A 23491-nucleotide genomic window follows, 5' to 3' on the forward strand; every position below is an offset into this window, starting at 1 on the left:
AAGTTGTGGGTGAGTTCCAGTGCCCGAGCCAGACGCATAAAAAAATCCGATGCCTATTCAGGCATCGGATTTTGATTTCTTGCGGCCAAAGGTCAAGCAAAAGGGCTTAACTGATCGGCATTAGCCCCGAGGGCGCCGTTTTTGTATCTGGCCGAAGACACTTACAGCGCCAACCCAGCCTTGACCCGATACTGATTACGCACCGGCGTCGCATATTGCAGCACCAGATATGGACGATGCTCCTCAGGACAAGCATCCAGCCGTTGCTGCCACTCCTCCTGTGCCTTGGCCAGCTCATCCGCCGGGAACACCTCGGCCGCTTTCGGCACATTCAGCGTCGGATCAGCCTCCGCCCACTGCGCATACGCCAGGTAATGCACCGGGAACAGGCGATAACCGCCGAGAATCTGCTTGTCCATCTCGATCGCCAATTGCTTGGTGTCTTCGAACAGCTCGGTGATCGGCGCAGCAAAGTTCACGTGCACCCGGCCTTTGTAACCGGTGATGCCCTTGGCGATGCTCACGTCATCTTCACCCGGCGCCTTGGCGTAGGTGCCGGTGGTGGCGCGGATGTACAACTCGCGGGCCTTGGCCTGGTCGCACGGGTCGTATTCGTAGCTGATCGACACCGGAGTGACGTTCAGCGACTGAATCACTTCACCGAAAGGCTCGTCCTTGCGGCTCATATGGAACATCTTGAGGATCGCCGACTCGGTACGGTCGTCGCCGTCCTTCGCGCGGCCTTCGGCCTGAGCGATCCAGATCGAGGCGCAGTCGTTGCGGATCGAGTGGTTGATGTAGGCCGACAGCAATTGGTACGCGGCCATTTTCTCGCGGCGCCCGGTGATCGAGCGGTGAACGATGAAGCTCTTGTTCAGGCGCATCAAGTCGCTGACAAACGGCTTTTGCAGCAAGTTGTCGCCAATCGCGATGCGCGGCGTCGGCAGGCCGGCGTGGTACACGGCGTAGTTGACGAAGGCCGGGTCCATCACGATGTCGCGGTGATTGGCGATGAACAGATAGGCGCTGCCGGACTTGAATTGCTCGACACCGGTGTAGGTCACGCCATCGGTGGCGCGCTCGATGGTGTGGTCGACGTAGAACTCGACTTTGTCCTGCAGGGTGGCCACCGAATTGACGCCGGCGAACTCACGACGCAGCCGATGGGCTATAAGTGGTTTGAGCATCCAGCCGAAGGCACCGGCAAAACGCGGGAAGCGGAAGTGGGTGAGGATATCTAGAAACGCCTTGTCGCCGAGCAGTCTTGCCAGTACCGCAGGTACTTCGCTGTCGTCGTAAGGTCGGATGGCATCGAATTCGCCCATCATGCTCTCTTGTTGGAAACGGCTAGGGTAAGTAAAGGTTTTGATCGAAAACCAACGGGGCACGGTCTGAAAAGGTAGCCAGACAAAAATAGCCCTGCAAATAGACCGGCGATTATACGCACAAGTCACTTGGGAGACCGCGATGCTGGAAAGCGCACTGTATGAATGTCCGTATTGTGGTGAAGAAGTTGAAACGACTGTGGATCTGTCCGGCGGTGATCAGACCTACATCGAAGACTGTCAGGTGTGTTGTCGGCCGATCACGTTTGTATTGCAGGTTCACGAAGATGAATGGCACCTGGAAGTCTTCAGCGAAAACGAGTGAGGGGCGCCCATGCAGCGAATCTACGAGCCGGAAAATCTGATGGAAGGCGAAATGCTCAAGGGCATGCTTGCCAGCGAAGGCATCGAGGCGCATCTGGTGGGGCGGGACTTGCTCGGGGGCACCGGTGAGCTGCCGATCTTCGGCCTGTTGGGGCTGTCGGTCGATAATGATCAGGCCGAATACGCCCTCGAGTTGATCACCGCGTACAATGCCGCGCTGCCGCTGCCCGGCGATGAACCGGAGAGCTTCCCCGGTACGCTGGTCTGTTAGGCTGGCGTTCGTTTTATTTCTGAGTCGTGTTGCCCCATGTGTGGACGTTATGCCCTGTTTCGCTGGAACCGCGACTTCGCGGCGCTGCCAGGTTTTCCTGCCGATCAACTGGCGCAGTGGAACATTTCCCCCAACGATTCGGTGTTGATGCTGCGTGCCGGTGAAGACGGCCAGCGTACATTGGCCCGCGCGCGCTGGGGGCTGACGCCGCCGTGGCTGACCGATCTGTCACGCACCCCGGCCCATGCACGGGCGGAAACGGTAGCCGAGCAGCCGATGTTCCGTGAGGCGCTGCGCCTGCGTCGTTGCCTGCTGCCGGCGAATGGTTTTTACGAGTGGCGCGGGACTCAGCGCAAGCGTCCGTACTGGCTGACGCCGGGTGAGGGCGCTTCGCTGTTTTTTGCGGCGATCTGGGAAGCTTATCCGGTGCAGGAGCAGGTGTGGCTGAGCACTGCGGTGATCACTCAGCCGGCGGCCAGTCAGCGCCGGCCGTTGATTCTTGATGAGGCCGGGCAGGCGGCGTGGCTCGATCCCGAGACGCCGTTGCATGTGTTGCAAGGGTTGCTGGCCAGTGAACCGGCGGCATTGCGCGAGCGGGTGTTGGCGAACCTGGTCAATGATCCCAAGCTCAACGGGCCGGAGTGTCTGACCCCGGGTTGACGAGTTGACGGGTTGTCATTGCCGGCCCCTTCGCGAGCAGGCTCGCTCCCACCGTTGAAATGCATTCCAAAGGTGGGAGCGAGCCTGCTCGCGAAAAGGTTCGAAGAACCTGCCGACGTCCTTAAACCTTGAACTGATTGATCAACCGCCGCTGCTGCTCCGCCAATTTAGTCAGGTCGGCACTCGCCGAACTCGACTCATCCGCGCCGCCCGCCACTTCATTGGCCACTTGCCCGATATTGATCACGTTGCGATTGATGTCGTCGGCCACTGCGCTCTGCTCCTCGGCCGCACTGGCAATCTGCGTGTTCATGTCGTTGATCACCGACACCGCCTGAGTGATCGTCTCCAGTGCCTCGGCCGCCTTCGCCGCGTGTTGCACGCTTTCGTCGGTGCGGTTCTGGCTGTCTTCCATGACCCGCACCACATCGCGGGTGCCTTGTTGCAGTTGCTGGATCATGGACTGGATTTCTTCGGTGGCTTTCTGGGTCTTTTGCGCCAGATTGCGCACCTCATCGGCGACCACTGCAAAGCCACGACCCTGTTCACCGGCGCGCGCCGCTTCAATGGCCGCGTTCAGCGCCAGCAGGTTGGTCTGCTCGGCAATCGCGCGAATCGCCGTGAGGATCGCGTTGATGTTTTCGCTGTCCTTGGCCAGCGTCTGCACCACGTCCACAGCCTTGCCGATTTCCACTGCCAGCACGCCAATCGAGTTAGAGGTGTCACGGACGATCTGCATGCCTTGGCTGGCGGCCTCATCGGCATGGCTGGCGGCTTGCGCCGCCTGGGTCGCGTTACGCGCGACATCCTGCGCGGTGGCGGTCATTTCCTGCACCGCCGTGGCGACCTGATCGATCTCGGCCATTTGTTTCTGTATGCCGATGTTGGTGCGAATCGCGATGTCGGCCGTGTGTTCGGAGGAATCACTGACGCTCTGTACCGAGGTCACCACTTGGGTGATCATCGCCTGCAACTTGGCGAGGAAGGTGTTGAAGCCCTTGGCGATCAAACCGAGTTCATCGCTGCGATCACTGCTCAAACGACGGGTCAGGTCGCCCTCACCTTTGGCGATGTCATCGAGCATGGCGACCATTTGCTTCAGCGGCCGGGCGATGCCGTGGCCCACCAGCCAGATCACCAGCAGGCCAATGCCGGCGATGATCAAGCCGACCATGGACATGCCGAAGGTATCGGATTTGCGCTGGGCGTCGAGGTCGGCCTGCAGTTTCTGCAAATCGGCCATCACCGCGTTGAGTGGCAGTTGCAGCATCAGCGTCCAGCGTGCGTCGGTCTGGCCGATGCCGAACGGCAGGTACAGTTCGATGCGGCCTTTGTCCTTGTCGACGGTATAGGTGACTTCGCCGCGCTTGAGGTTGGCCATATTGGCGATCTGCTCGGCGTCGAGGAGGTCGCTGACTTTTTCGCCGAATTTGCTCGGGTCCTTGGTGTACGCCACGATCCGCCCGTTACTGCCGACCAGGGCCATTTGCCCGGCGCCGCTGTACAGCTTCTGGTTGGCGGCGAGGAGCATTTCCTGAATGAAGTTCACCGACAGGTCGGCGCCGACGATGCCCTGGAACGCGCCGTTGAGCATGATCGGTTCAATAAAGGAGGCGAGCATGACGATCTTGTCGCCGACCTTGTACGGCGCCGGATCGATCACGCAGGATTTTTTGTTTTCTTTCGAGCACAGGTAGTACTCGCTGGCGCGCACGCCGGTGGACAGGACTTTCTGGTCGTCGACGTCCACCAGTTTGTCCAGGCCGAGGGTGCCGTCGTCGTTGCGGAACCACCACGGCAGAAAGCGCCCGTTGGCCGCATCGATCCCGACGACGCTGGTGCCGAGGTAGGCGGCGTCATTGTGATCCAGTGCGTTTTTTTCCCAGGCGATGTAGGTGCCGAGGATCTTCGGGTTTTTCTCGACGTTCTCTTTGATCAGGCTGATCAGTTGCTCACGGCTGACGCTCAGGCGCGGCTGACCATCGGCGCCCGGCGTGCCGAGCAGGGCGTTGACCCGCACCAGTGCGCCGGCAATCAGCAGCGGCGCCTCCAATTCACGCTGGATCTGGCTGGCCTGGGTCTGCGCCAATGAGGTCAGGCGTTGTTCGATGACTTGCTCGAACTGGGCCTGAGTGCGCTGCTGCACCATGTCCTGAGTGCGCGCACCGGAGAACAGCGCATACAGCACCAGCGCGGCGACCACGCTGAGGACGATGGCGCCGGCCAGGGCAGCGACGGAAAACTGGATCGACTTGAACTTCATGGGAGCTCCGCACGCAAGAGGACGTCTGCGCTGGTGTATCGGCAGCGGCTAATGCGCCATGAGTGGTGCAAGCCGTGATTGGGCGGGGATGTCGCAAATGGATCAGTGCGCGACGCAGTTGCCGGGGCTTGCCGGGCGCTGTGAATTTTTTACGACACACGGGGGGGGAACATCTGAAAGTCGCTGCAACACGTCTGTTGTATCTGGCGCCGATACAATTACCCGCCTAGGATACGCGCAGGTTTTCAGGGAGCTTTTGAATGAACAAGACATTGGTTGTAAGTGCACTGAGCGCAGCGCTGTTGCTGGCCGGTTGTCAGTCGGTCAACACCACCAGCGGCGGCGCCGTGGGCGTGGAACGCAAGCAGTACATGTTCAGCATGCTGTCCTCGCAAGAGGTCGACCAGATGTATGCCCAGTCGTATCAGAAGACCGTCGGCGAAGCATCGAGCAAAGGCGTGCTGGACAAGACCAGCCCGGAGGCCAAGCGGGTTCAGGCGATTGCCAACCGCTTGATCGCTCAGGCGCCAAACTTCCGCCCGGATGCCGCGCAGTGGCAATGGGAGGTCAATCTGATCAAGAGCGATGAGCTCAACGCCAACTGCGGGCCTGGTGGCAAGATCATTTTCTACACCGGGCTGATCGACAGCCTGAAACTCACCGACGATGAAATTGCCGCGGTCATGGGCCATGAAATCGCCCACGCCTTGCGCGAGCATGGTCGCGAAGCGATGTCCAAGGCTTACGGAATGGAGATGGCCAAGCAGGGCGCGGGCGCCTTGTTCGGTCTGGGCCAGGACAGCCTGGCGCTGGCCGACACCGTGGCCAACTACGGCATGACGCTGCCTAACAGCCGCGCCAACGAAAACGAGGCTGACCTGATCGGTCTGGAGCTGGCCGCCCGCGCCGGTTACAACCCGAACGCGGCGATCACCTTGTGGAACAAGATGAGCAAGGCCTCGGAAGGTTCGCCACCGGAGTTCATGAGCACTCACCCGGCGTCGACCAGTCGCATCGCCTCGTTGCAGGCGGCGATCCCGAAAGTCATGCCGCTGTACGAGAAAGCGCCGAAGTCCTGAGTCGGACTTAGCCTGGAGGTGGTGATCGTTCCCACGCTCTGCGTGGGAACGCCTCAAGGGACGCTCCGCGTTCCAGTGGGACGCAGAGCGTCCCCGGTTGCGTTCCCACGCGGAGCATGGGAACGAGCGGTGTTGGCAGGTTTAAACCCAGCCGCTGCTCTGCATTGCCTTGTACACCGCGATGATCGCCAAAATCAGGAACGCCGAAGCGGCCAGGCGACGGATCAGGGTCAGCGGCAGTTTGTCCGCGGCAAAGTTACCCGCCAATACCACCGGTACGTTGGCAATCAACATGCCCAGGGTGGTGCCGATAATCACCAGCCACAACTCAGGATACTGCGCGGCCAGCATGACGGTAGCTACCTGAGTCTTGTCGCCCATTTCCGCCAGGAAAAACGCAATCAGCGTGGTCAGGAATGGCCCGAACTTGCGCGCGGTGCTGGCTTCATCGTCATCCATTTTGTCCGGGACCAGCGTCCACAACGCCGTGGCGGCGAAGCTGGCGGCGAGAATCCAGTGCAACACAGAATCGGAGAAGAAGCTGCCGAACCAGGCGCCGACCGCACCGGCTGCTGCGTGGTTGGCCAGGGTCGCGGCGACAATGCCGGCAATGATCGGCCAGGGTTTGCGGAAGCGAGCGGCGAGAATCAGCGCGAGCAGTTGCGTCTTGTCGCCGATTTCGGCCAAGGCAACGATTGCGGTGGGAACGAGTAACGAGTCCAGCATCAGGATTTCCTAAGGGGCGGGTCGACACGGCTATGACACGTACAGCCTTCCCGCCCCGGGTAAGGTGTGCGTGTCATAGGTCTTGTCAAACCCTGCGATCCGTCTGGTGCGGACGCTTGGGTCGCATACGCCATGATCTGAGGATCAAGTATGTTGACGTATGCCGGACGAGCTTGGCGCTCGTGGGAGACTACTCCCCTAGGACGGAGCGGATTCTGCCTAGGCAAATCCGAATGAGCAAGCACAAATTTCTAGCCACGCTTGGCCCGGTAAATCCGGAAACCATTGCCTTCGGCCTTGATGGCGCATACGCCCAGATGCTCTTCGATCAGCGGCTGATACTTCAGGAAGCTGTTCGCTACCAGGCGTAGTTCGCCGCCGTTTTTCAGATGTTTGGCCGCTTTTCGCAGCAAGTTCTCAGTGGCGAAATAATCCGTGTGTACCCCGACATGGAACGGCGGGTTGCTCAAAATGGCGCTCAAACCCATGGGCGCTGCATCGATTCCGTCACCGGTCAGCACGTCCGCTTCCAGACCGTTGGCAGCCAGAGTCAGTCGGCTGCTGGCGGCGGCAAACGCATCGACGTCGAGCAAGGTGACCTGATTGTGCGGGTAGCGACGTTTGACCGCAGCGCCCAACACGCCCGCGCCACAGCCGAAGTCGAGCAGATGGCCGCTCGGCAGTTTGTCCAGATGCTCCAGCAGCAAGGCGCTGCCGCGATCCAGTCGACCGTGGCTGAACACGCCCGGCAGGCTGATGACTTTCAGCGGGCCTTCGGCCAGCGGTAATTCATAAGTCTGCGCGAGGCTTTCCAGCGACTTGGTTTCAGGGGCGTTGGCCACGGTGACTTGCCACAGTTGGCAATGGCGCGCGCTGTCGAGCTTGCGCGGCTTGCCGAGCGGGTTGAGTTGCTTGGACGCACCTTCGATGCCGCTGCGTTTTTCCCCGACCAGAAACACTTCACGCCCGGCCAGGCGCGAGGCCACAGCGTTGAGGATGTAATCGGTCAGGTCTTTGGATTTGGGCAGAAACACCACGGCGCTATCGAACTCACGCTGAGGAATATCCACACCGAAATGACTGCGGCCTTCGAAGCGCGCATCGAGTGCAGCTTGGTCGCCGGCATGCCAGCACCAGCCAAACGCATTGGGCAGGCGCCCGAGCAAATCGTCGGCAGGCAAACCGGCCAACAATAGCGAACCCTGGAATAATTCGGCCTGACGAAGCAGTACTTCACTGCGCGGATCCATAACTGCTCCTCAAAAAAAAGTGCCGCAGTTTATCAACTGACGACCCGCAGCGCCTTACCGCTGAAGAACGCCTCGGTGTTTTCGGTCAATTGGCCAACGATGCGCTGTCGAGCCTCGCGACTGCCCCAAGCGTTGTGCGGGGTGACGATGAGGCGCGGGATGTCGGCGGCCAGCAGCGGATTGCCTAGGGTTGGCGGCTCGACGCTGAGCACATCAGTAGCAGCGCCGCCGAGATGACCATTGCGCAAGGCATCGGCCAAGGCCTGTTCATCGATCAGTCCACCGCGAGCGGTGTTGACCACGAATGCGCCGGGTTTCATCGAAGCCAGTTCACGGGCGCCGATGAAGTGGCGCGTGTGTTCATTGAGCGGGCAGTGCAGGGTGAGGGCATCGATCTGTGGCAGCAGTTGATCCAATGGCAAACGATCCGGGCGGGCAGGGCGGCCCGGAATCTGCCCGAGCAACACGCGCATGCCGAAGGCTTGCGCCAACCGTGCGACAGCGCCGCCCAACTCGCCATGACCGAGCAGGCCAAGGGTTTTACCTTCGAGTTCGACAATCGGGTAGTCGAGCAGACAGAACTGTTTCGCCTGCTGCCAGCGACCTTCGCCTACGGCTTTTTGATAATCGGCCAGGCGTGTGGCGAGGTTGAGCAGCAGCATGAGGGTGTGTTGCGCCACCGATGGCGTGCCGTAACCCTGACAGTTGCATACGGTGATGCCATGGGCGCGGGCGGCCGCGAGGTCGACGTTGTTGGTGCCGGTGGCGGTGATCAGGATCAGTTTCAGGTCGGGATTGGCAGCCATCGCGGCGGCATCGATCAGGATCTTGTTGCTGATCGCTACTGTTGCGCCTCGCAGGCGTTCAGCGACTTGTTCAGGCAAGGTCTGGGCGAACAGTTGCAGGTCGCTGAAGCAAGCGCGCAACGGGCTGAGGTCGAGATCGCCAAGATCCAGCGAAGGGTGATCGAGGAATACGGCGCGGCGCGGGTTCGTCATCAACTGTACCTTTTGTGCTGTGAACGGAAGGCGTAATCTGCCGAGCCTACCAGATGAAACATCTGTGGGAGCGAGCCTGCTCGCGAAGGCGCTGTGTCAGGTAACAGTCGTGTGTCTGACACTCCTTTTTCGCGAGCAGGCTCGCTCCCGCAGAAATGTAATAACTCCAGAGGAGCCCCCATGTACTGGACCGAGTTCTTGACCGTTGCACTGATCCACTTGCTGGCCGTCGCCAGTCCCGGCCCGGACTTCGCCGTGGTCGTGCGCGAGAGCGTGACCCATGGTCGCCGCGCCGGCACATGGACGGCACTGGGGGTGGGCACGGCGATTTTCCTGCATGTGGGTTATTCGCTGCTCGGCATCGGTCTGATCGTGTCGCAGTCGATCGTGCTGTTCAACGCCTTGAAATGGGCAGCTGCCGCTTACCTGTTGTACATCGGCTTCAAGGCCTTGCGCGCGCAACCGGCAAAAACCGTCACCGACGATCTTCACAAAGAGGCCGGTGTGCGTACCGCGCGCGGTGCGTTTACTTCGGGCTTCGTCACTAATGGCTTGAACCCGAAGGCCACGCTGTTCTTCCTGTCGCTGTTCACCGTAGTGATCAATCCGCACACGCCATTGTCGGTGCAGGCCGGTTACGGGATTTATCTGGCGGTCGCGACAGCCGTCTGGTTCTGCCTGGTGGCGATGCTCTTCAGTCAGCAACGCGTACGCGCTGGTTTCGCCCGCATGGGCCACTGGTTCGACCGCACCATGGGCGCGGTGTTGATCGCTCTCGGCGTGAAAATCGCGTTCACCGAGATGCATTGAACGATGGGGAACCGCCAAATGCTGGCGCAAAGCTAGCATTTGTACGGCTATGCAAATCATTCCTTTGGCTGATTTGACTGGCGTATAAGCGATCTAGAGTACAAAACTCTTCGCCCAACACCGTGCAGTCAGAAAAGGGATTCTTATGTTGCAGACTCGCGTCATTCCCCCGGCCGATGGGGCCTACCAGTATCCATTGCTGATTAAACGGCTGCTGATGTCCGGTGCCCGTTACGAGAAAACCCGCGAGATCATCTACCGTGACCAGTTGCGCTACAGCTATCCGACCCTGATCGAGCGTGTGGCGCGGCTGGCCAACGTGCTGACGGCGGCGGGCGTCAAGGCCGGTGACACCGTGGCGGTGATGGACTGGGACAGCCATCGTTACCTGGAATGCATGTTTGCCATTCCGATGATTGGCGCGGTGATCCACACCATCAACGTGCGCCTGTCGCCGGAACAGATTCTCTACACCATGAACCACGCCGAGGACCGCTTTGTGCTGGTCAACAGCGAGTTCGTCGGGCTGTACCAGGCCATTGCGCCGCACCTGACCACCGTCGAGAAAACCCTGCTGCTGACCGATCTGCCGGAGAAAACCGCCGAGCTGCCGAATCTGGTCGGCGAGTACGAGCAATTGCTGGCTGCCGCGAGCCCGCAGTACAACTTCGAGGATTTCGACGAGAATTCGGTCGCCACCACGTTCTACACCACCGGCACCACCGGTAACCCGAAAGGCGTGTACTTCACCCATCGCCAACTGGTGCTGCACACCATGGGCGTGTCGACGATCATGGGCTCGATCGACAGCGTGCGCCTGCTCGGCACCAACGACGTGTACATGCCGATCACGCCGATGTTTCATGTACACGCCTGGGGCCTGCCGTACGTGGCGACCATGCTGGGGCTCAAGCAGGTTTACCCGGGGCGTTACGATCCGGAGTTTCTGGTGGAGTTGTGGCGCAAAGAGAAAGTTACGTTTTCCCACTGTGTGCCGACCATCCTGCAAATGCTGCTCAACGCCAAAGGTGCGCAGGGCAATGATTTCGGCGGCTGGAAAATCGTCATTGGCGGCAGTGCACTCAATCGCACCTTGTATGAAACCGCCAAGGCGCGTGGCATTCAGCTCACGGCGGCGTACGGCATGTCCGAGACCGGGCCATTGGTCTCATGCGCGCATCTCAACGATGAGCTGATGGCTGGCACCGAGGACGAGCGCACCACCTATCGAATCAAGGCCGGTGTGCCCGGGCCGCTGGTGGAAGCCGCGATTGTCGATACTGAAGGCAACTTCCTCCCGGCTGACGGCGAAACCCAGGGCGAGCTGGTGCTGCGTGCGCCGTGGCTGACCGAGGGATATTTCAACGAACCGCAGAAGGGCGCCGAGCTCTGGGCCGGCGGCTGGCTGCACACCGGCGACGTCGCGACGCTCGACAGCATGGGCGTGATCGACATCCGCGACCGCATCAAGGACGTGATCAAGACCGGCGGCGAATGGATTTCCTCGCTGGACCTCGAAGACCTGATCAGCCGTCACGTCGCGGTACGCGAAGTAGCAGTGGTGGGCATCGCCGATCCGCAGTGGGGCGAGCGCCCGTTTGCCCTGCTGGTGATCCGCGAAGGGCACGAGATCGGGGCACGCGAGCTCAAGGAACACCTCAAGCCGTTCGTCGAACTGGGGCACTTGAGCAAGTGGGCAATTCCAAGCCAGATCGCCGTTGTTACGGAAATTCCCAAGACCAGCGTCGGCAAGCTCGACAAGAAGCGCATCCGCCTCGACATTACTGAATGGCAGGCCAACAACAGCACCTTCCTCTCGACACTTTAAGTGTCTCTGGCGCGCCGAAAACGGCGCGCCAGACCCACCAAGCAAGCGCTTGGCTTGTGAAATCGAAAAAATCAGCCATCCTTGCCGTGCCGACATCTGTCGGACTGGCAAAAGGACTGTTCCAGAGTGGTCAGCAGCTGCAAATCACACTTTAGAGGGATCAAGCAGTACCACCTGCTGGCTATAGTCCGCTCAAGGATTTTTAAGAACGCGGCACACGCACAAAAAGGGGCGATGCAGCATTGGAGTGATTTCGGGCAGCCCCTGGCTACCGGTCCTTCAGACGTTTTTAAAAGTACTCACTGCCATAACAATAATGCACATGGAGTAGCGTCGATGACCTCAGTAAACCAGTTCTGGCGCCGGGCGAAACTGCCTCTGGCGGTCAGTCTTGCTTCTTCGCTCGCCGGGCCCGCATTCGGCGTCAGTTTCAACGTCGGTGAAATCGAAGGTCAGTTCGATTCATCTCTGTCGATCGGCGCCAGTTGGTCTACCCAGAGCCCGAACAAGAACCTCATCGGCGTCAACAACGGCGGCCATGGCCTGTCGCAGACTTCTGACGATGGCCACGCCAACTTCAAGAGCGGCGAAACCTTTTCGAAGATCTTCAAGGGTATCCATGACCTTGAACTGAAGTACGGCGACACCGGCGTGTTCGTCCGTGGCAAATACTGGTATGACTTCGAACTGAAGGACGAGAGCCGCCAGTTCAAGGACATCAGCGACAGCAACCGCAAAGAGGGCGCGAAATCCTCTGGCGGCCAGATTCTCGATGCCTTCGTCTACCACAACTACTCCATCGCCGATCAGCCGGGTTCCGTGCGTCTGGGCAAGCAGGTGGTGAGCTGGGGTGAAAGTACCTTCATCGGTGGCGGCATCAACTCGATCAACCCGATCGACGTATCTGCATTCCGTCGTCCGGGCGCCGAGATCAAGGAAGGCCTGATCCCGGTCAACATGTTCTACGTGTCTCAGAGCCTGACCGAAAACCTCTCGGCCGAAGCGTTCTATCAGCTTGAGTGGGACCAGACCGTCGTCGATAACTGCGGCACGTTCTTCTCGCAGCCGGACATCGTTGCCGACGGTTGTGACAACAACCTGCGCGTGCTGAACAAACGTTCGCAAATCCCGGCGATCGCCTTGGGGCCATTGGCGGCCAACGGTGTCAACGTCAACGAAGAAGGCGTTCTGGTACGCCGTGGTCCGGACCGCGATGCCCGTGACAGCGGTCAGTGGGGCGCGTCCTTCAAGTACATGTACGAACCGCTCGACACCGAGTTCGGCGCCTACGTCATGAACTACCACAGCCGTGCGCCGATCTTCAGCGCCACCGGCGCACCACAATCGGTCTACAACACCGCGCGCGCGCTGCCGGGGCCTTTTGCGGCACTTGCACCGTTGCTGGTCGCGGGCAACTCGAACTACTTCATTGAATACCCTGAAGACATTCGTCTCTACGGTCTGAGCTTCTCCACCACCCTGCCTACCGGTACGGCGTGGAGCGGTGAGATCAGCTACCGTCCGAACGCACCGGTACAACTGAACTCCACCGACATCCTGTTCGCCGGTGTGCGTCCGATCGGCGGCGCACTGACCAACGCTTCGATACTCAATGGCGTTCCTGGCCAGGATCTGCATGGCTATGAGCGCAAGGAAATCACCCAGATCCAGACCACGTTCACGCACTTCTTCGATCAGGTCATGGGCGCCAGCCGTCTGACCCTCGTCGGTGAAGTCGGGGCGACCTACGTCGGCGGGCTGGAAAGCCGGTCCGACAAGCGTTATGGCCGCGATCCGGTGTATGGCCCGGGTGAGTTGCCAGCCACTGGCACCGTCAACACCTGCGCCAACATTCTCAACGCCAGCACCATCAATGGTGCAGGGCCGGGTTCGCCGCAGAACAACCGCAGCCGCAATTGCGACAACGACGGCTTCACCACATCGATGTCGTGGGGCTACCGCGGTCGTGCCATCTGGGAATACAACGACGTCTTCGCCGGTGTGAACCTCAAGCCGAACGTGGCCTGGTCCCACGACGTCAGCGGTTATTCGCCAGGTCCTGGCGGCAACTTCGAGGAAGGTCGCAAAGCCGTCAGCCTGGGCGTCGATGCTGAATACCAGAACACCTACACCGCGAGCCTGGCTTACACCAACTTCTTCGACGGCAAGTACACCACCGTGGATGACCGCGACTTCGTTGCGCTCAGCTTCGGCGTGAACTTCTAAGCACTGCATTTCAGGACGAACGAATTTATGAAAATAACAAAGAGTCTGTTCCACGCCGGTGTTCTGGGCCTGTCGTTACTGGCGACCAGTGTCATGGCCGCGGTGCCTGCTGCCGAAGCCGACAAACTGGGCAAGAGCCTGACCCCGATGGGCGCCGAAATGGCCGGTAATGCCGACGGTTCTATCCCGGCCTGGAAGCCGCTGCCGAAGAATGCCGGTAGCGTCGACAGCAAAGGCTTCCTGTCCAACCCGTACGCCAGCGAACAACCGCTGTTCATCATCACCGCAAAAGATGTGGACAAGTACAAAGACAAGCTCGCCCCGGGCCAATACGCGATGTTCAAGCGTTACCCGGAAACCTTCAAAATGCCGGTGTATCCGTCCCATCGCGGCGCCACCGTGCCGGATGAGGTGTTCGCCTCGATCAAGAAAAACGCCACGACCACCAATCTGGTGTCCGGTGGCAACGGTCTGGAAAACTTCGAAACCGCCGTGCCGTTCCCGATTCCGAAAACCGGCGTAGAAGTTATCTGGAACCACATAACCCGCTATCGCGGCGGCAGCGTGACCCGTCTGGTGACCCAGGCGACGCCACAGCCGAACGGCTCGTACAGTCTGGTGTACTTCCAGGACCAGTTCGTGTTCCGCGACAAGATGAAGGACTACGATCCGAAAAACCCGGGCAACATCCTGTTCTACTTCAAGCAGAAAGTGACCGCGCCGGCACGTCTGGCCGGTGGTGTGCTGCTGGTACACGAAACCCTCGACCAGGTTAAAGAGCCGCGTTCGGCGTGGGTCTACAACGCTGGTCAGCGCCGTGTGCGCCGTGCGCCACAAGTGTCGTATGACGGCCCGGGTACTGCGGCGGATGGCCTGCGTACCTCCGACAACCTCGACATGTACAACGGTGCGCCGGACCGCTACGACTGGAAGCTTGAAGGCAAGAAAGAGATGTACATCGCCTCGGACAGCTACAAGCTCGACGATCCGAAGCTGAAGTACTCCGACATCATCAAGGCCGGCCACATCAACCAGGATCTTGCGCGTTACGAGCTGCGTCGCGTCTGGCACGTGGTTGCAACTCTGAAGGAAGGTCAGCGCCACATCTACGCCAAGCGTGACTTCTACATCGATGAAGATACCTGGCAAGCAGCCGTCATCGACCACTACGACGGTCGCGGTCAACTGTGGCGCGTAGCCGAGGCGCACGCCGAGAACTACTACGACAAACAAGTGCCGTGGTACGCGCTGGAAACCCTCTACGACCTGCAGTCCGGCCGCTACCTGGCGCTGGGCATGAAGAACGAAGAGAAGCAGGCGTATGACTTCGGCTTCACTGCCACCACCAGCGACTTCACCCCGGCCGCTTTGCGTCAGGACGGTGTTCGCTAATCCGCTGTAAACCCGAGGCCGCATCCTCGTGAAAACGCCCCGACCGGTTCGGGGCGTTTTTTTGCCTGTCTTTCCTCGGCCCCGAAAACGCGATGGTGCACCGCTCTTGTAGGCGCTGCCGCAGGCTGCGATCTTTTGATCCTGCTTTTTTGGGGGTGCAAAACAACGTCAAAAGATCGCAGCCTGCGGCAGCTCCTACAGAGGGAGTGCGTACGTTCATGTAGTCTTTTTGTAGCCATTTGTAGCAGCAACCTTCATAACCGGTTCGTTTAAGGCTAGTCTGCGGACATCTGCAACGCCGCCAACAGCAATTCGAACAAGAGCCGGCCATGACTGATCTGTCCCCACTTCCGGGTCCTGCAAGCGTTGCCGTCGCGGCATTGGACGGGCGTTTTTTTCGCCCGCCATTACCTGACGGATACGTGCTGCGACCACGCCTGTGCGAGCGCCTGCAAGCCGGGCTCGGTGGACGGCTGTTGCTGGTCAGCGCCCCGGCCGGGTTCGGCAAGAGTTCGCTGGCGGTGGAGTTCTGTCAGAGCCTGCCGGCGCACTGGCAAAGTCTCTGGCTGGGGCTGAGCCCTCGCGACAGCGACCCCGGACGCTTTCTCGAGCGCTTGCTCGAAGGCCTGCAGGGCTACTTTCCACAACTGGGCAGCCGTGCACTCGGCCTGCTGAAGATGCGTCAACGCCATCAGCCATTTGCCTTCGAGGAATGGCTCGACGGTCTGCTTGATGAACTGGCACTGCACCTCGACACGGCAACACCGTTGCTATTGGTGCTCGACGATTACCATCTCGCCCAAGGGCCGGTGCTCGACCGGTGCCTGCAATTTTTCCTCAATCATTTGCCCGATGGCTTGCTGGTGATGGTCACCAGCCGGCAGCGCCCGGACTGGCATCTGGCGCGTTTACGTCTTTCGCGGCAATTGCTCGAATTGCACGAGCAGGATCTGCGCCTGACCCACGATGAAGCTCTGACGCTGCTCGATCGCCACAGCACCTCTTTGCGCGGCGAAGCCCTGGAAAACCTTATCCAGCGCAGCGAAGGCTGGGTCGCCGGGCTGCGCTTCTGGCTGCTGGCGGTGTCCGAGGCCGGCAGCGACACGGCATTGCCGCAGGCGTTGAATGGCGCAGAAGGGCTGATTCGCGATTATCTGCTCGAAGAAGTCATCGATTGTCTGCCCACCGAAGTGCAGGCGTTTCTCTACGACACTGCTCCGCAGGAGCGCTTTTGCAGCGAACTGTGCGACGCCGTGCGCGAAGCTCATGACAGTGCCGAGATTTTGCGATTCCTGCTGGCGCATCAGGTGTTTCTGGTACCGCTGGACGAACACGGGCACTGGTATCGCTATCACCATCTTTTTTCTGATTTGTTGCGCAGCCGACCGATTGCTCAAGCGATGGTGCCGACCGCGACGCTGCACCTGCGCGCCTGTCGCTGGTTCAATGCCCAGGGCCTGCTCGACGAAGCGGTTGAGCAAGCGTTGCGCGCAGGCCACCTCGATGTGGCGGCAAATCTGGTGCAAAACCTCTCCGAAGAACAACTGCTGGCCGAGCAGAACGTCGGCATGCTGCTGCGCTGGAAAATGGACTTGCCCGATAGCCTGCTGATCAGCACGCCCCGCCTGATCGTTCTCTACAGTTGGGCGCTGGGGCTGGCTTGCCAGCTCGATGCGGCCGAAGAGTTGTCCAGCCATCTGAGCCGTTTTCTGCCCGCACCGTCTGCCACCGCGCAAAAATCGATGCTGGCGCAATGGCTGGCGCTGAGCGGCATCATTGCCCGTGGTCGCGGCCATCGTGAATTGACCCTCAGGTATTGCTCCGAAGCATTGGAGAGCCTGCCCGCCAAACGCTACGGTCAGCGGCTGATGTGTTTGTCGACGCTGTCCAATCTGGCGATCGCTGACGGTGATCTGTGGCGCGCCCGTGGCCTGAACCGCGAGTCTCTTGAGCTGGCGCAACGCGTCGGCAATCCCTTGTTCGAAGCCTTGGCGCACTACGACCGTGCCCGCGTGTTGCAGGCACGCGGCGAAATCCTGCGTGCGCTGGATGAAGTGCATCAGGGCCTGGAGCGCCTGCGCGGATTGTCTGCGCAACGTTTGTACGCGGTGCGCGCACGGCTGACGCTATACGAAGGTTTTCTACTGGCGATGCGCTTGCAGCCGCAGGCCGCGCGCGTGCGCTTGCTGGCCGGGATCGGTGAAGCACGGGCCTGTCGCGATATCAGCGTATTGATCGGCCACTGCGTAATCGCCCGCCTGGACGGTGCCAGCGGCGAATTCGCCAAAGCCTTCGCCGAGCTCGCAGAAGCCGAACGGCTGATGCACATCTGGGACGTGCCGCCGATCTACTATCTGGCAATGATCACTCTGGTCAAATGTGAACTTTGGCTGGCGCAGGGCCGCACGGATCTGGCTGAGGCCTGGCTGACACGTCTTGGCCAGACCTACACCGGTGAACGCGCCGCCGCGCCGCCGGAGTTTCATCCACAGCTGCCGCTGCATGTGGAGTTGCAACAAGCGCTGCTGGACATGATTCAGGGCCAACCGATGCTCGCCGAAGGGCGCTTGAACGTGCTGCATGAAAATGGTCAGCAAACCGGTCGCCAATTGCTCAGTGTGATGGCGTTGACCCAGAAGGTCGCATTGCTGTTGGCAGGTGGGCGAGAGCCGGAAGCGCGCAAGGCGTTGAGCCAGGCGCTGGAGGCCGCGGCCGGGGGCGTGCTGCAGCCGTTCGATGCGTTGGTGAAAGGGCACGCGGACTGGTTGCGCGGACAATTGCATGCTTCACCGGCGTTGGCCGGGCAACAACTGCTTGAGCACTTCCCGCCCGTTGCTGTCCGTCCAGCAATTGAGTCGAGCGCCGCTGAGCAGCTCAGCAGTCGCGAGCTGGCAGTGTTACGCCTGATCGCCCAAGGCTGTTCGAATCAGGAGATCAGCGAGCAGTTATTCATTTCGCTACACACTGTGAAAACCCACGCCAGCCACATCAATAGCAAGCTGGGAGTGGAGCGGCGCACGCAAGCAGTGGCGCGGGCCAAAGAACTGGGGGTTTTGAAGTAGTATTTGTGCTGAACTGGTACGATGCAGAGGAATGGAATCGACTGTGATGGTGAATATGAACGAAAAAATTCGACTAACTCAATATAGTCGGAGCGGTGGGTGCGGGTGCAAAATTTCTCCCCAAACGCTCGAGGTTATTCTCTCAGGGAATATTTCCAACGTTCCAAATTCAGGTTTGTGGGTTGGTAACGAAAGTCGAGACGATGCTTCTGTTTTTGAGCTGGATGCTGACCGGGGAGTAGTAAATAGTGTTGATTTCTTTACTCCCATTGTCGACGATCCGTTCTATTTTGGTCGAATAGCCGCCGCAAATGCAATTAGCGATATATATGCTATGGGCGGCGAGCCGTTTGTTGCAACAGCTATTCTCGGTTGGCCTGTTGAAAAATTGTCTCCAAAGATAGCTGCAGAAGTAATCCGAGGCGGACGTTATGCTTGTAAAGAAGCTGGTATAACTCTCGCGGGTGGGCATTCGATCGACTCAGTTGAGCCTTTTTTTGGCTTGAGTGTAACTGGGATAGTTTCTCGTCAATCATTGAAGAGGAACAATACTGCAGAAGAGGGATGTCGGATATATCTAAGCAAACCATTAGGCGTTGGAGTTCTCTCCACGGCCGAAAAGATGGGGCTTATTCGCAAAGAGGACGAAGACAAAGCTAAAGAATTGATGTGTATTTTAAATAAAGCAGGCGTGCAGTTCGGTAAATTAGAGGGGGTGGCCGCTATGACGGATGTCACAGGGTTTGGATTGATTGGTCATCTTTTGGAAATGGCTGAAGGTAGCGGTTTGACTGCGCGAATAAATTACTTAAAAATTCCAAGGTTGGATTGTGTTAAATATTATATTGACGCGGGGTGTATGCCCTCCGGCGCGCGGAGGAATTATGAAAGTTATAGAGCTAAGGTTACTCCAGTGTTAGAGGGGGAAAGAATGTTACTATGTGATCCTCAGACAAATGGAGGCTTGCTGGTGGCAGTAAAAGATAACGCGGATGTCGACTTTCTGGCGTTGGCTGAAAAAGAAGGGGTTGATGTTGTTTTGATCGGTGAGTTTGTTAGGTTGTCTGATTTTTCAGTTGAGATAGTGTAGTTTTTGATTTTATATGTTTTGTGATGCGGAGTGGGGGCGTAGATGTTGAATTTTTTTCTGAAGGTAATAAGGTTTTTGAAAACGCCAGGGCCGCTATGGGGGGCAGTAGTGTTTTCTTTGTTCTTTGTCGTTGCTGCGAGCATTTTCTTTAAGGTCTCAGATCTTGCGGCTTACTGGGTCTCAACTTGTTTGTTTTTTGTTGGTGTGATTCTTTCATTTGTTTTTGCGAGAACAGCTGGCTTTGATGGTGCGTTATCTCACTTTAGAGAGGTTATTATCGGGTCAACAAGTATAGGATTGATCTCAATAAAAAAGCTTTCGGATAATCCACCCGAAGTTATAGCGCTCAAAACAAAGACAAGTATGCAGTTCATGGGTATTGCTGGTGAGAAATTTTTGAGGGTTGCATTAGAGTCTGGTGTTTTTTTTAGAACTAATACAAATGCGCAAGCTGTTAGAATAATGTTGATGGATCCCTTTAGTGACGATATGGCTAGGCTATCCATGGGGGGCAATGGTCAAGGTGCAAATCGATCAAAAATTATTTCAACTATAAAACTTCTGTATGAGCTGCAGGTGAAAGGTTATAAATTTGAGGTGAGGCTGTACCCGAAGACACCTCCTTTGCGTTTACTTATTTCGGATAATACCGTAACAGCGATGTCTGTATATTCGCCTGATACAAATGGTTGGAGGAATGCGCAGTTAATATTTGATGCGAAAGATTGCCCTGATTCACTGGCTCCATATTTCTGTGAATTATTTAATGATTTGTGGGAGCGGGGTCTGAATTTTAATTTGAGCCAAAGGGCAAATGCTTTGAAGTCGTTTGCACAGAAGCAAGATGATGCATGCTTGGTTGATGTAGGGATGGTTCATGGGAGGTTTCAACCCTTTCATCATGAGCACTTTGAATATGTACTTTATGGGCTGTCGAAGTCGAAAAAGTGCCTTATAGGAATTACGCAGCCAGATATTGGAAAGATTACAGGCTGTGATCTGTTACCTCATCGAGGTACTTCTGAAGGGAATCCATTCACTTTTGAAGAGCGTGCGGATATGATTCGGTTGTCGTTAATAGATTGGGGTATATCAGAGGATAGATTTGAGATTTTAAAATTTGACGTTGATCAGTCAGATGATGCTATCGCTACACTTCGTCAGAAACATAATGAAGTAGTGCAGTTTGTAAGGTTGTTTAGTGAGTGGGAGCTATATAAGAAAAAGATTTTTGAGTCTGCCGGGATGAAAGTGGAGATCGTAAGAAGCGAGGCCAGCCAGTTTTCTACAAAAAATGTTACCGGAACTCTTGTGAGGGAACTTATAGAGTCCGATAGGAATTGGAGAGATTTTGTTCCTCTAGGTACGAAGCTAGTTGTTTCAAGTCGTGCCAAATTGCGGGGTAAATAGCAATGTTTTCGAATTCGGATATTGAGTCACTTCTGTTGGATGGTTCGTTGTGTGTCACTTCGGAAAAGGAGCTTAATATTCGCCCCGGCTCTATCTGTCTGCATCTTGCGGCAGAGGTTATGGTTTTTGAAATGCCGCCAAAGCCGGTGGATTTATTACAGTCCATTACTTATCCCAAGCTTATCGGCGAGAATATTTTGGATGAGGGGTATGTTTTAAATCCGGGTCATTTTATTTTGGCTGGCACGATGGAGAAGGTAGGCCTCAGTGAAAGTATTGGAGGAGAACTTTCTAATTTATCCGGTCTTGCAAGGCTGGGTTTGAATGTGTTGCTTTCTACGCACGTCGCGCCGGGTTTTGGAGCAAAAGAGCCAAAAGCTTTTACATTGGAGATACATAATGTCGCTCCTTTTCCACTGGTATTGCGTGCAGGCATGCGTATCTGTCATTTAATTCTGCATAAAATGAGTACCAGTGCCTCGATCGGTTATGATGAGTTGATGGCGGATAAATATATGTCTGGTGCGCCTTCTGGTTCAGAATATATGGGGTGAACATGTTTCATTTTTAGGCATTGTTTCTATTCTTTATGAGTCGAACTGACTATCTTCCCGGATTTTAGAATGACCAAATTCTTACCTCACATCCGCGAAACCTTCCCTGTCGGCCCTTTGCAGTGCAACTGCACGATCATCGGCGATCCGGTCACCAAGAAAGCCATCGTCGTCGACCCGGGTGGCAACCCTGACCTGATCATGGCGCGCCTCGATGCGCTGGGCCTGAAAGTCGTCAGCATCATTCACACCCACGCCCATCTCGATCACTTCCTCGCTTCCGGGCAGATGAAAGAAAAAACCGGTGCCACCCTGCATTTGCACAAGGAAGACCAGTTCCTCTGGGACAACCTCGAAATGCAGTGCCAGATGTTCGGTGTGCCCTACACTCCGGTGCCACCTCCGGATCGCTGGCTCAGTGACGACGAAGAACTCGCCTGCGGTTGCGGCGTTGCCCTGCACACGCCAGGACATACACCCGGTTCCATGAGTTTTTGGTTTTCCGAGGCTAAGCTGTTGATTGCCGGTGACACGCTGTTTCGTCGCGGCGTAGGGCGCACGGATTTGTGGGGCGGTGATCAGGCCACCATCGTGCGCTCGATCAAGCAGCGGTTGTACACCCTGGACGAGGACGCAATCGTCGTTGCCGGGCACGGTCCGGATACGCGTCTGGGCGATGAGATGCGCGAGAACCCGTTTGTACGGGCCTAAATATTTTGTCACGGGTGGCCGGCGGAATTTTTGTGCATTGTCATGATCCAACGCCCGCAGAGGTTTATTGCCAAACGACCGCTGCACCACCGAATGCAGAAAAGTAGGAGCTCTCCATGTTCACCACGCGTCGTTTGATTATTGTCGCTACTGCCGTAGCTGTGCTGTCCGGCTGCGCCTCGCCTAACCCGTATGACAATCAGGGTCAGGCCGACGGTGGCTCCCAAGGCATGAGCAAGACCGCCAAGTACGGTGGCCTCGGCGCTCTGGCCGGTGCACTGGCCGGTGCTGCTATCGGTCACGATAACCGTGGCAAGGGGGCCTTGATCGGTGCGGCCGTGGTCGGTGCTTCGGCGGCCGGTTACGGTTACTACGCCGACCAGCAGGAGAAGAAACTGCGCGCCAGCATGGCCAACACCGGCGTTGAAGTGCAGCGTCAAGGCGATCAGATCAAGCTGATCATGCCGGGCAACATCACCTTCGCCACCGATTCGGCGAACATCGCGTCGAGCTTCTACCAGCCGCTGAATAATCTGGCCACCTCGTTGAAAGAGTTCAACCAGAACCAGATCGAAATCGTCGGTTACACCGACAGCACCGGTAGCCGCCAGCACAACATGGACCTGTCCCAGCGTCGTGCGCAGAGCGTGGCGACCTACCTGACCTCCCAAGGTGTCAGCGGTGCCAACCTGTCGGCCCGCGGCGCCGGTCCGGACAACCCGATTGCCAGCAACGGTGACGTGAATGGCCGCGCGCAGAACCGCCGCGTTGAAGTCAACCTGAAAGCGATTCCGGGTCAGCAGTACGGTGGTCAGCAACAGCAGCCGGGTACGGTTCAGCAGTATCCGTAACCGATTGCCTGAATGAAGAAATGCCCGGTCCTGTGATCGGGCATTTTTTTGTCTGGGCAGTGCCGGCCTCTTCGCGGGCAAGCCCGCTCCCACAGGTATTGGCGGTGGCCACAAAATCTGTGTTCCACACCTGACCCCTGTGGGAGCAGTACGGTGGTCAGCAGCAGCCGGGTACGGTTCAGCAGTATCCGTAACTGATTGCCTGAATGAAAAAATGCCCGGTCCTGTGATCGGGCATTTTTTGTCTGGGCAGTGCCGGCCTCTTCGCGGGCAAGCTCCCACAGGTATTGGCGGTGGCCACAAAACCTGTGTTCCACACCAGACCCCTGTGGGAGCAGTACGGTGGTCAGCAGCAGCCGGGTACGGTTCAGCAGTATCCGTAACCGATTGCCTGAATGAAGAAATGCCCGGTCCTGTGATCGGGCATTTTTTTGGTTCTTCACGGAATCCCGGGAAACACAGAAACAAGAACGCCGATTTGCTTGATGATGTTCGTGCGAGCAAACACATCTAACAAACCGGCGTTCTTATGCGCGATATTAATACTTTCCTTCCTTTTTGGGAGGGCTTTTCTGTCGTCACGATCAAGCCTGATGGTGATGCCCTCCAGATCGATCTGACGCCCCACGCCACCCGATTCCCTTCCTGTGGTGGGTGCCAA

20 protein-coding genes, 1 pseudogene and 1 riboswitch are annotated in these 23491 nt (G+C 57.7%); of the genes and pseudogenes, 14 read left to right on the forward strand and 7 right to left on the reverse strand.

The window, feature by feature from the left end; genetic code table 11:
* Window positions 1–161: 161 nt before the first annotated feature.
* The gene (locus tag CKW18_RS27905; protein ID WP_170947335.1) at window positions 162–1325 is read right to left on the reverse strand and encodes a 1-acyl-sn-glycerol-3-phosphate acyltransferase; all 1164 of its coding nucleotides are present in this window, start codon (window positions 1323–1325) and stop codon (window positions 162–164) included.
* A 142-nt stretch (window positions 1326–1467) separates the two neighbouring features.
* Between CKW18_RS27905 and CKW18_RS27910 the strand changes: the two genes are divergently transcribed.
* From CKW18_RS27910 to CKW18_RS27920, 3 genes are read left to right on the forward strand one after another with little or no spacing between them, the layout of a single operon-like run.
* Window positions 1468–1650 carry a CPXCG motif-containing cysteine-rich protein gene (locus tag CKW18_RS27910; protein WP_095191731.1) on the forward strand — a complete coding sequence of 61 codons (183 nt, stop codon included), beginning with the start codon at window positions 1468–1470 and terminating at the stop codon, window positions 1648–1650.
* Window positions 1651–1659: 9 nt separating this feature from the next.
* Window positions 1660–1920 carry a putative signal transducing protein gene (locus CKW18_RS27915; protein WP_095191732.1) on the forward strand — a complete coding sequence of 87 codons (261 nt, stop codon included), beginning with the start codon at window positions 1660–1662 and terminating at the stop codon, window positions 1918–1920.
* A gap of 36 nt (window positions 1921–1956) precedes the next feature.
* Window positions 1957–2580: an SOS response-associated peptidase gene (locus CKW18_RS27920; protein ID WP_095191733.1), complete on the forward strand. Its 624-nt coding sequence runs from the start codon at window positions 1957–1959 to the stop codon at window positions 2578–2580.
* Window positions 2581–2701: 121 nt separating this feature from the next.
* Here the strand turns inward: CKW18_RS27920 and CKW18_RS31615 are convergent, their stop codons facing one another.
* Both CKW18_RS31615 and CKW18_RS31620 read right to left on the reverse strand, forming a co-directional pair.
* A complete protein-coding gene (locus CKW18_RS31615) occupies window positions 2702–3544 on the reverse strand; it encodes a methyl-accepting chemotaxis protein (protein ID WP_371857656.1) in 843 nt (280 codons plus the stop codon).
* 12 nt (window positions 3545–3556) lie between these two features.
* Window positions 3557–4843, reverse strand: a pseudogene (locus CKW18_RS31620) (HAMP domain-containing protein); the annotation flags it as partial.
* 260 nt (window positions 4844–5103) lie between these two features.
* On the opposite strand from CKW18_RS31620, the gene CKW18_RS27930 reads away from it, so the two are divergent.
* Complete coding sequence (locus CKW18_RS27930) at window positions 5104–5922, forward strand: M48 family metallopeptidase (RefSeq protein WP_095191735.1); 819 nt, start codon at window positions 5104–5106, stop codon at window positions 5920–5922.
* 141 nt (window positions 5923–6063) lie between these two features.
* On the opposite strand, the gene CKW18_RS27935 is transcribed toward CKW18_RS27930, so the two are convergent.
* From CKW18_RS27935 to CKW18_RS27945, 3 genes are all read right to left on the reverse strand, one after another.
* A complete protein-coding gene (locus CKW18_RS27935) occupies window positions 6064–6648 on the reverse strand; it encodes a TMEM165/GDT1 family protein (RefSeq protein WP_095191736.1) in 585 nt (194 codons plus the stop codon).
* Window positions 6649–6736: 88 nt separating this feature from the next.
* Window positions 6737–6859: riboswitch (yybP-ykoY riboswitch) on the reverse strand.
* Window positions 6860–6899: 40 nt separating this feature from the next.
* A complete protein-coding gene (locus CKW18_RS27940) occupies window positions 6900–7898 on the reverse strand; it encodes a class I SAM-dependent methyltransferase (RefSeq protein ID WP_095191737.1) in 999 nt (332 codons plus the stop codon).
* Window positions 7899–7930: 32 nt separating this feature from the next.
* A complete protein-coding gene (locus CKW18_RS27945) occupies window positions 7931–8896 on the reverse strand; it encodes a 2-hydroxyacid dehydrogenase (protein ID WP_095191738.1) in 966 nt (321 codons plus the stop codon).
* 180 nt (window positions 8897–9076) lie between these two features.
* Here CKW18_RS27945 and CKW18_RS27950 point away from each other — a divergent pair, with 180 nt between their 5' ends.
* The 10 genes from CKW18_RS27950 (at window position 9077) to CKW18_RS27995 (ending at window position 22830) form a co-directional block, all read left to right on the forward strand.
* A complete protein-coding gene (locus CKW18_RS27950; protein ID WP_053123690.1) occupies window positions 9077–9706 on the forward strand; it encodes a LysE family translocator in 630 nt (209 codons plus the stop codon).
* Between the two features lie 145 nt (window positions 9707–9851).
* Window positions 9852–11534: a fatty acid--CoA ligase gene (locus tag CKW18_RS27955; RefSeq protein ID WP_095191739.1), complete on the forward strand. Its 1683-nt coding sequence runs from the start codon at window positions 9852–9854 to the stop codon at window positions 11532–11534.
* Between the two features lie 336 nt (window positions 11535–11870).
* A complete protein-coding gene (locus CKW18_RS27960; RefSeq protein ID WP_095191740.1) occupies window positions 11871–13760 on the forward strand; it encodes a DUF1302 domain-containing protein in 1890 nt (629 codons plus the stop codon).
* A gap of 27 nt (window positions 13761–13787) precedes the next feature.
* Window positions 13788–15152 (forward strand): DUF1329 domain-containing protein, encoded by a 1365-nt coding sequence (locus CKW18_RS27965; protein ID WP_095191741.1) that lies wholly within the window; start codon window positions 13788–13790, stop codon window positions 15150–15152.
* Between the two features lie 329 nt (window positions 15153–15481).
* A complete protein-coding gene (locus CKW18_RS27970; protein WP_095191742.1) occupies window positions 15482–18214 on the forward strand; it encodes a LuxR C-terminal-related transcriptional regulator in 2733 nt (910 codons plus the stop codon).
* Between the two features lie 55 nt (window positions 18215–18269).
* Complete coding sequence (gene selD / locus CKW18_RS27975; protein WP_095191747.1) at window positions 18270–19304, forward strand: selenide, water dikinase SelD; 1035 nt, start codon at window positions 18270–18272, stop codon at window positions 19302–19304.
* Window positions 19305–19346: 42 nt separating this feature from the next.
* On the forward strand, window positions 19347–20714 hold the full coding sequence (locus CKW18_RS27980) for a hypothetical protein (protein WP_095191743.1): 1368 nt from the start codon (window positions 19347–19349) through the stop codon (window positions 20712–20714).
* Between the two features lie 2 nt (window positions 20715–20716).
* Window positions 20717–21268: a hypothetical protein gene (locus tag CKW18_RS27985; protein ID WP_095191744.1), complete on the forward strand. Its 552-nt coding sequence runs from the start codon at window positions 20717–20719 to the stop codon at window positions 21266–21268.
* A 69-nt stretch (window positions 21269–21337) separates the two neighbouring features.
* The gene (locus tag CKW18_RS27990) at window positions 21338–21979 is read left to right on the forward strand and encodes an MBL fold metallo-hydrolase (protein WP_095191745.1); all 642 of its coding nucleotides are present in this window, start codon (window positions 21338–21340) and stop codon (window positions 21977–21979) included.
* Window positions 21980–22095: 116 nt separating this feature from the next.
* Window positions 22096–22830, forward strand: a complete 735-nt coding sequence (locus CKW18_RS27995) for an OmpA family protein (RefSeq protein WP_095191746.1) — start codon at window positions 22096–22098, stop codon at window positions 22828–22830.
* Between the two features lie 439 nt (window positions 22831–23269).
* Here the strand turns inward: CKW18_RS27995 and CKW18_RS30730 are convergent.
* Window positions 23270–23491 (reverse strand): hypothetical protein (locus CKW18_RS30730; RefSeq protein ID WP_218274340.1); only part of this gene is annotated, 222 nt, incomplete at its 5' end.

This window comes from Pseudomonas sp. Irchel 3E19 (assembly GCF_900187585.1).
Lineage (GTDB): Bacteria > Pseudomonadota > Gammaproteobacteria > Pseudomonadales > Pseudomonadaceae > Aquipseudomonas > Aquipseudomonas baetica.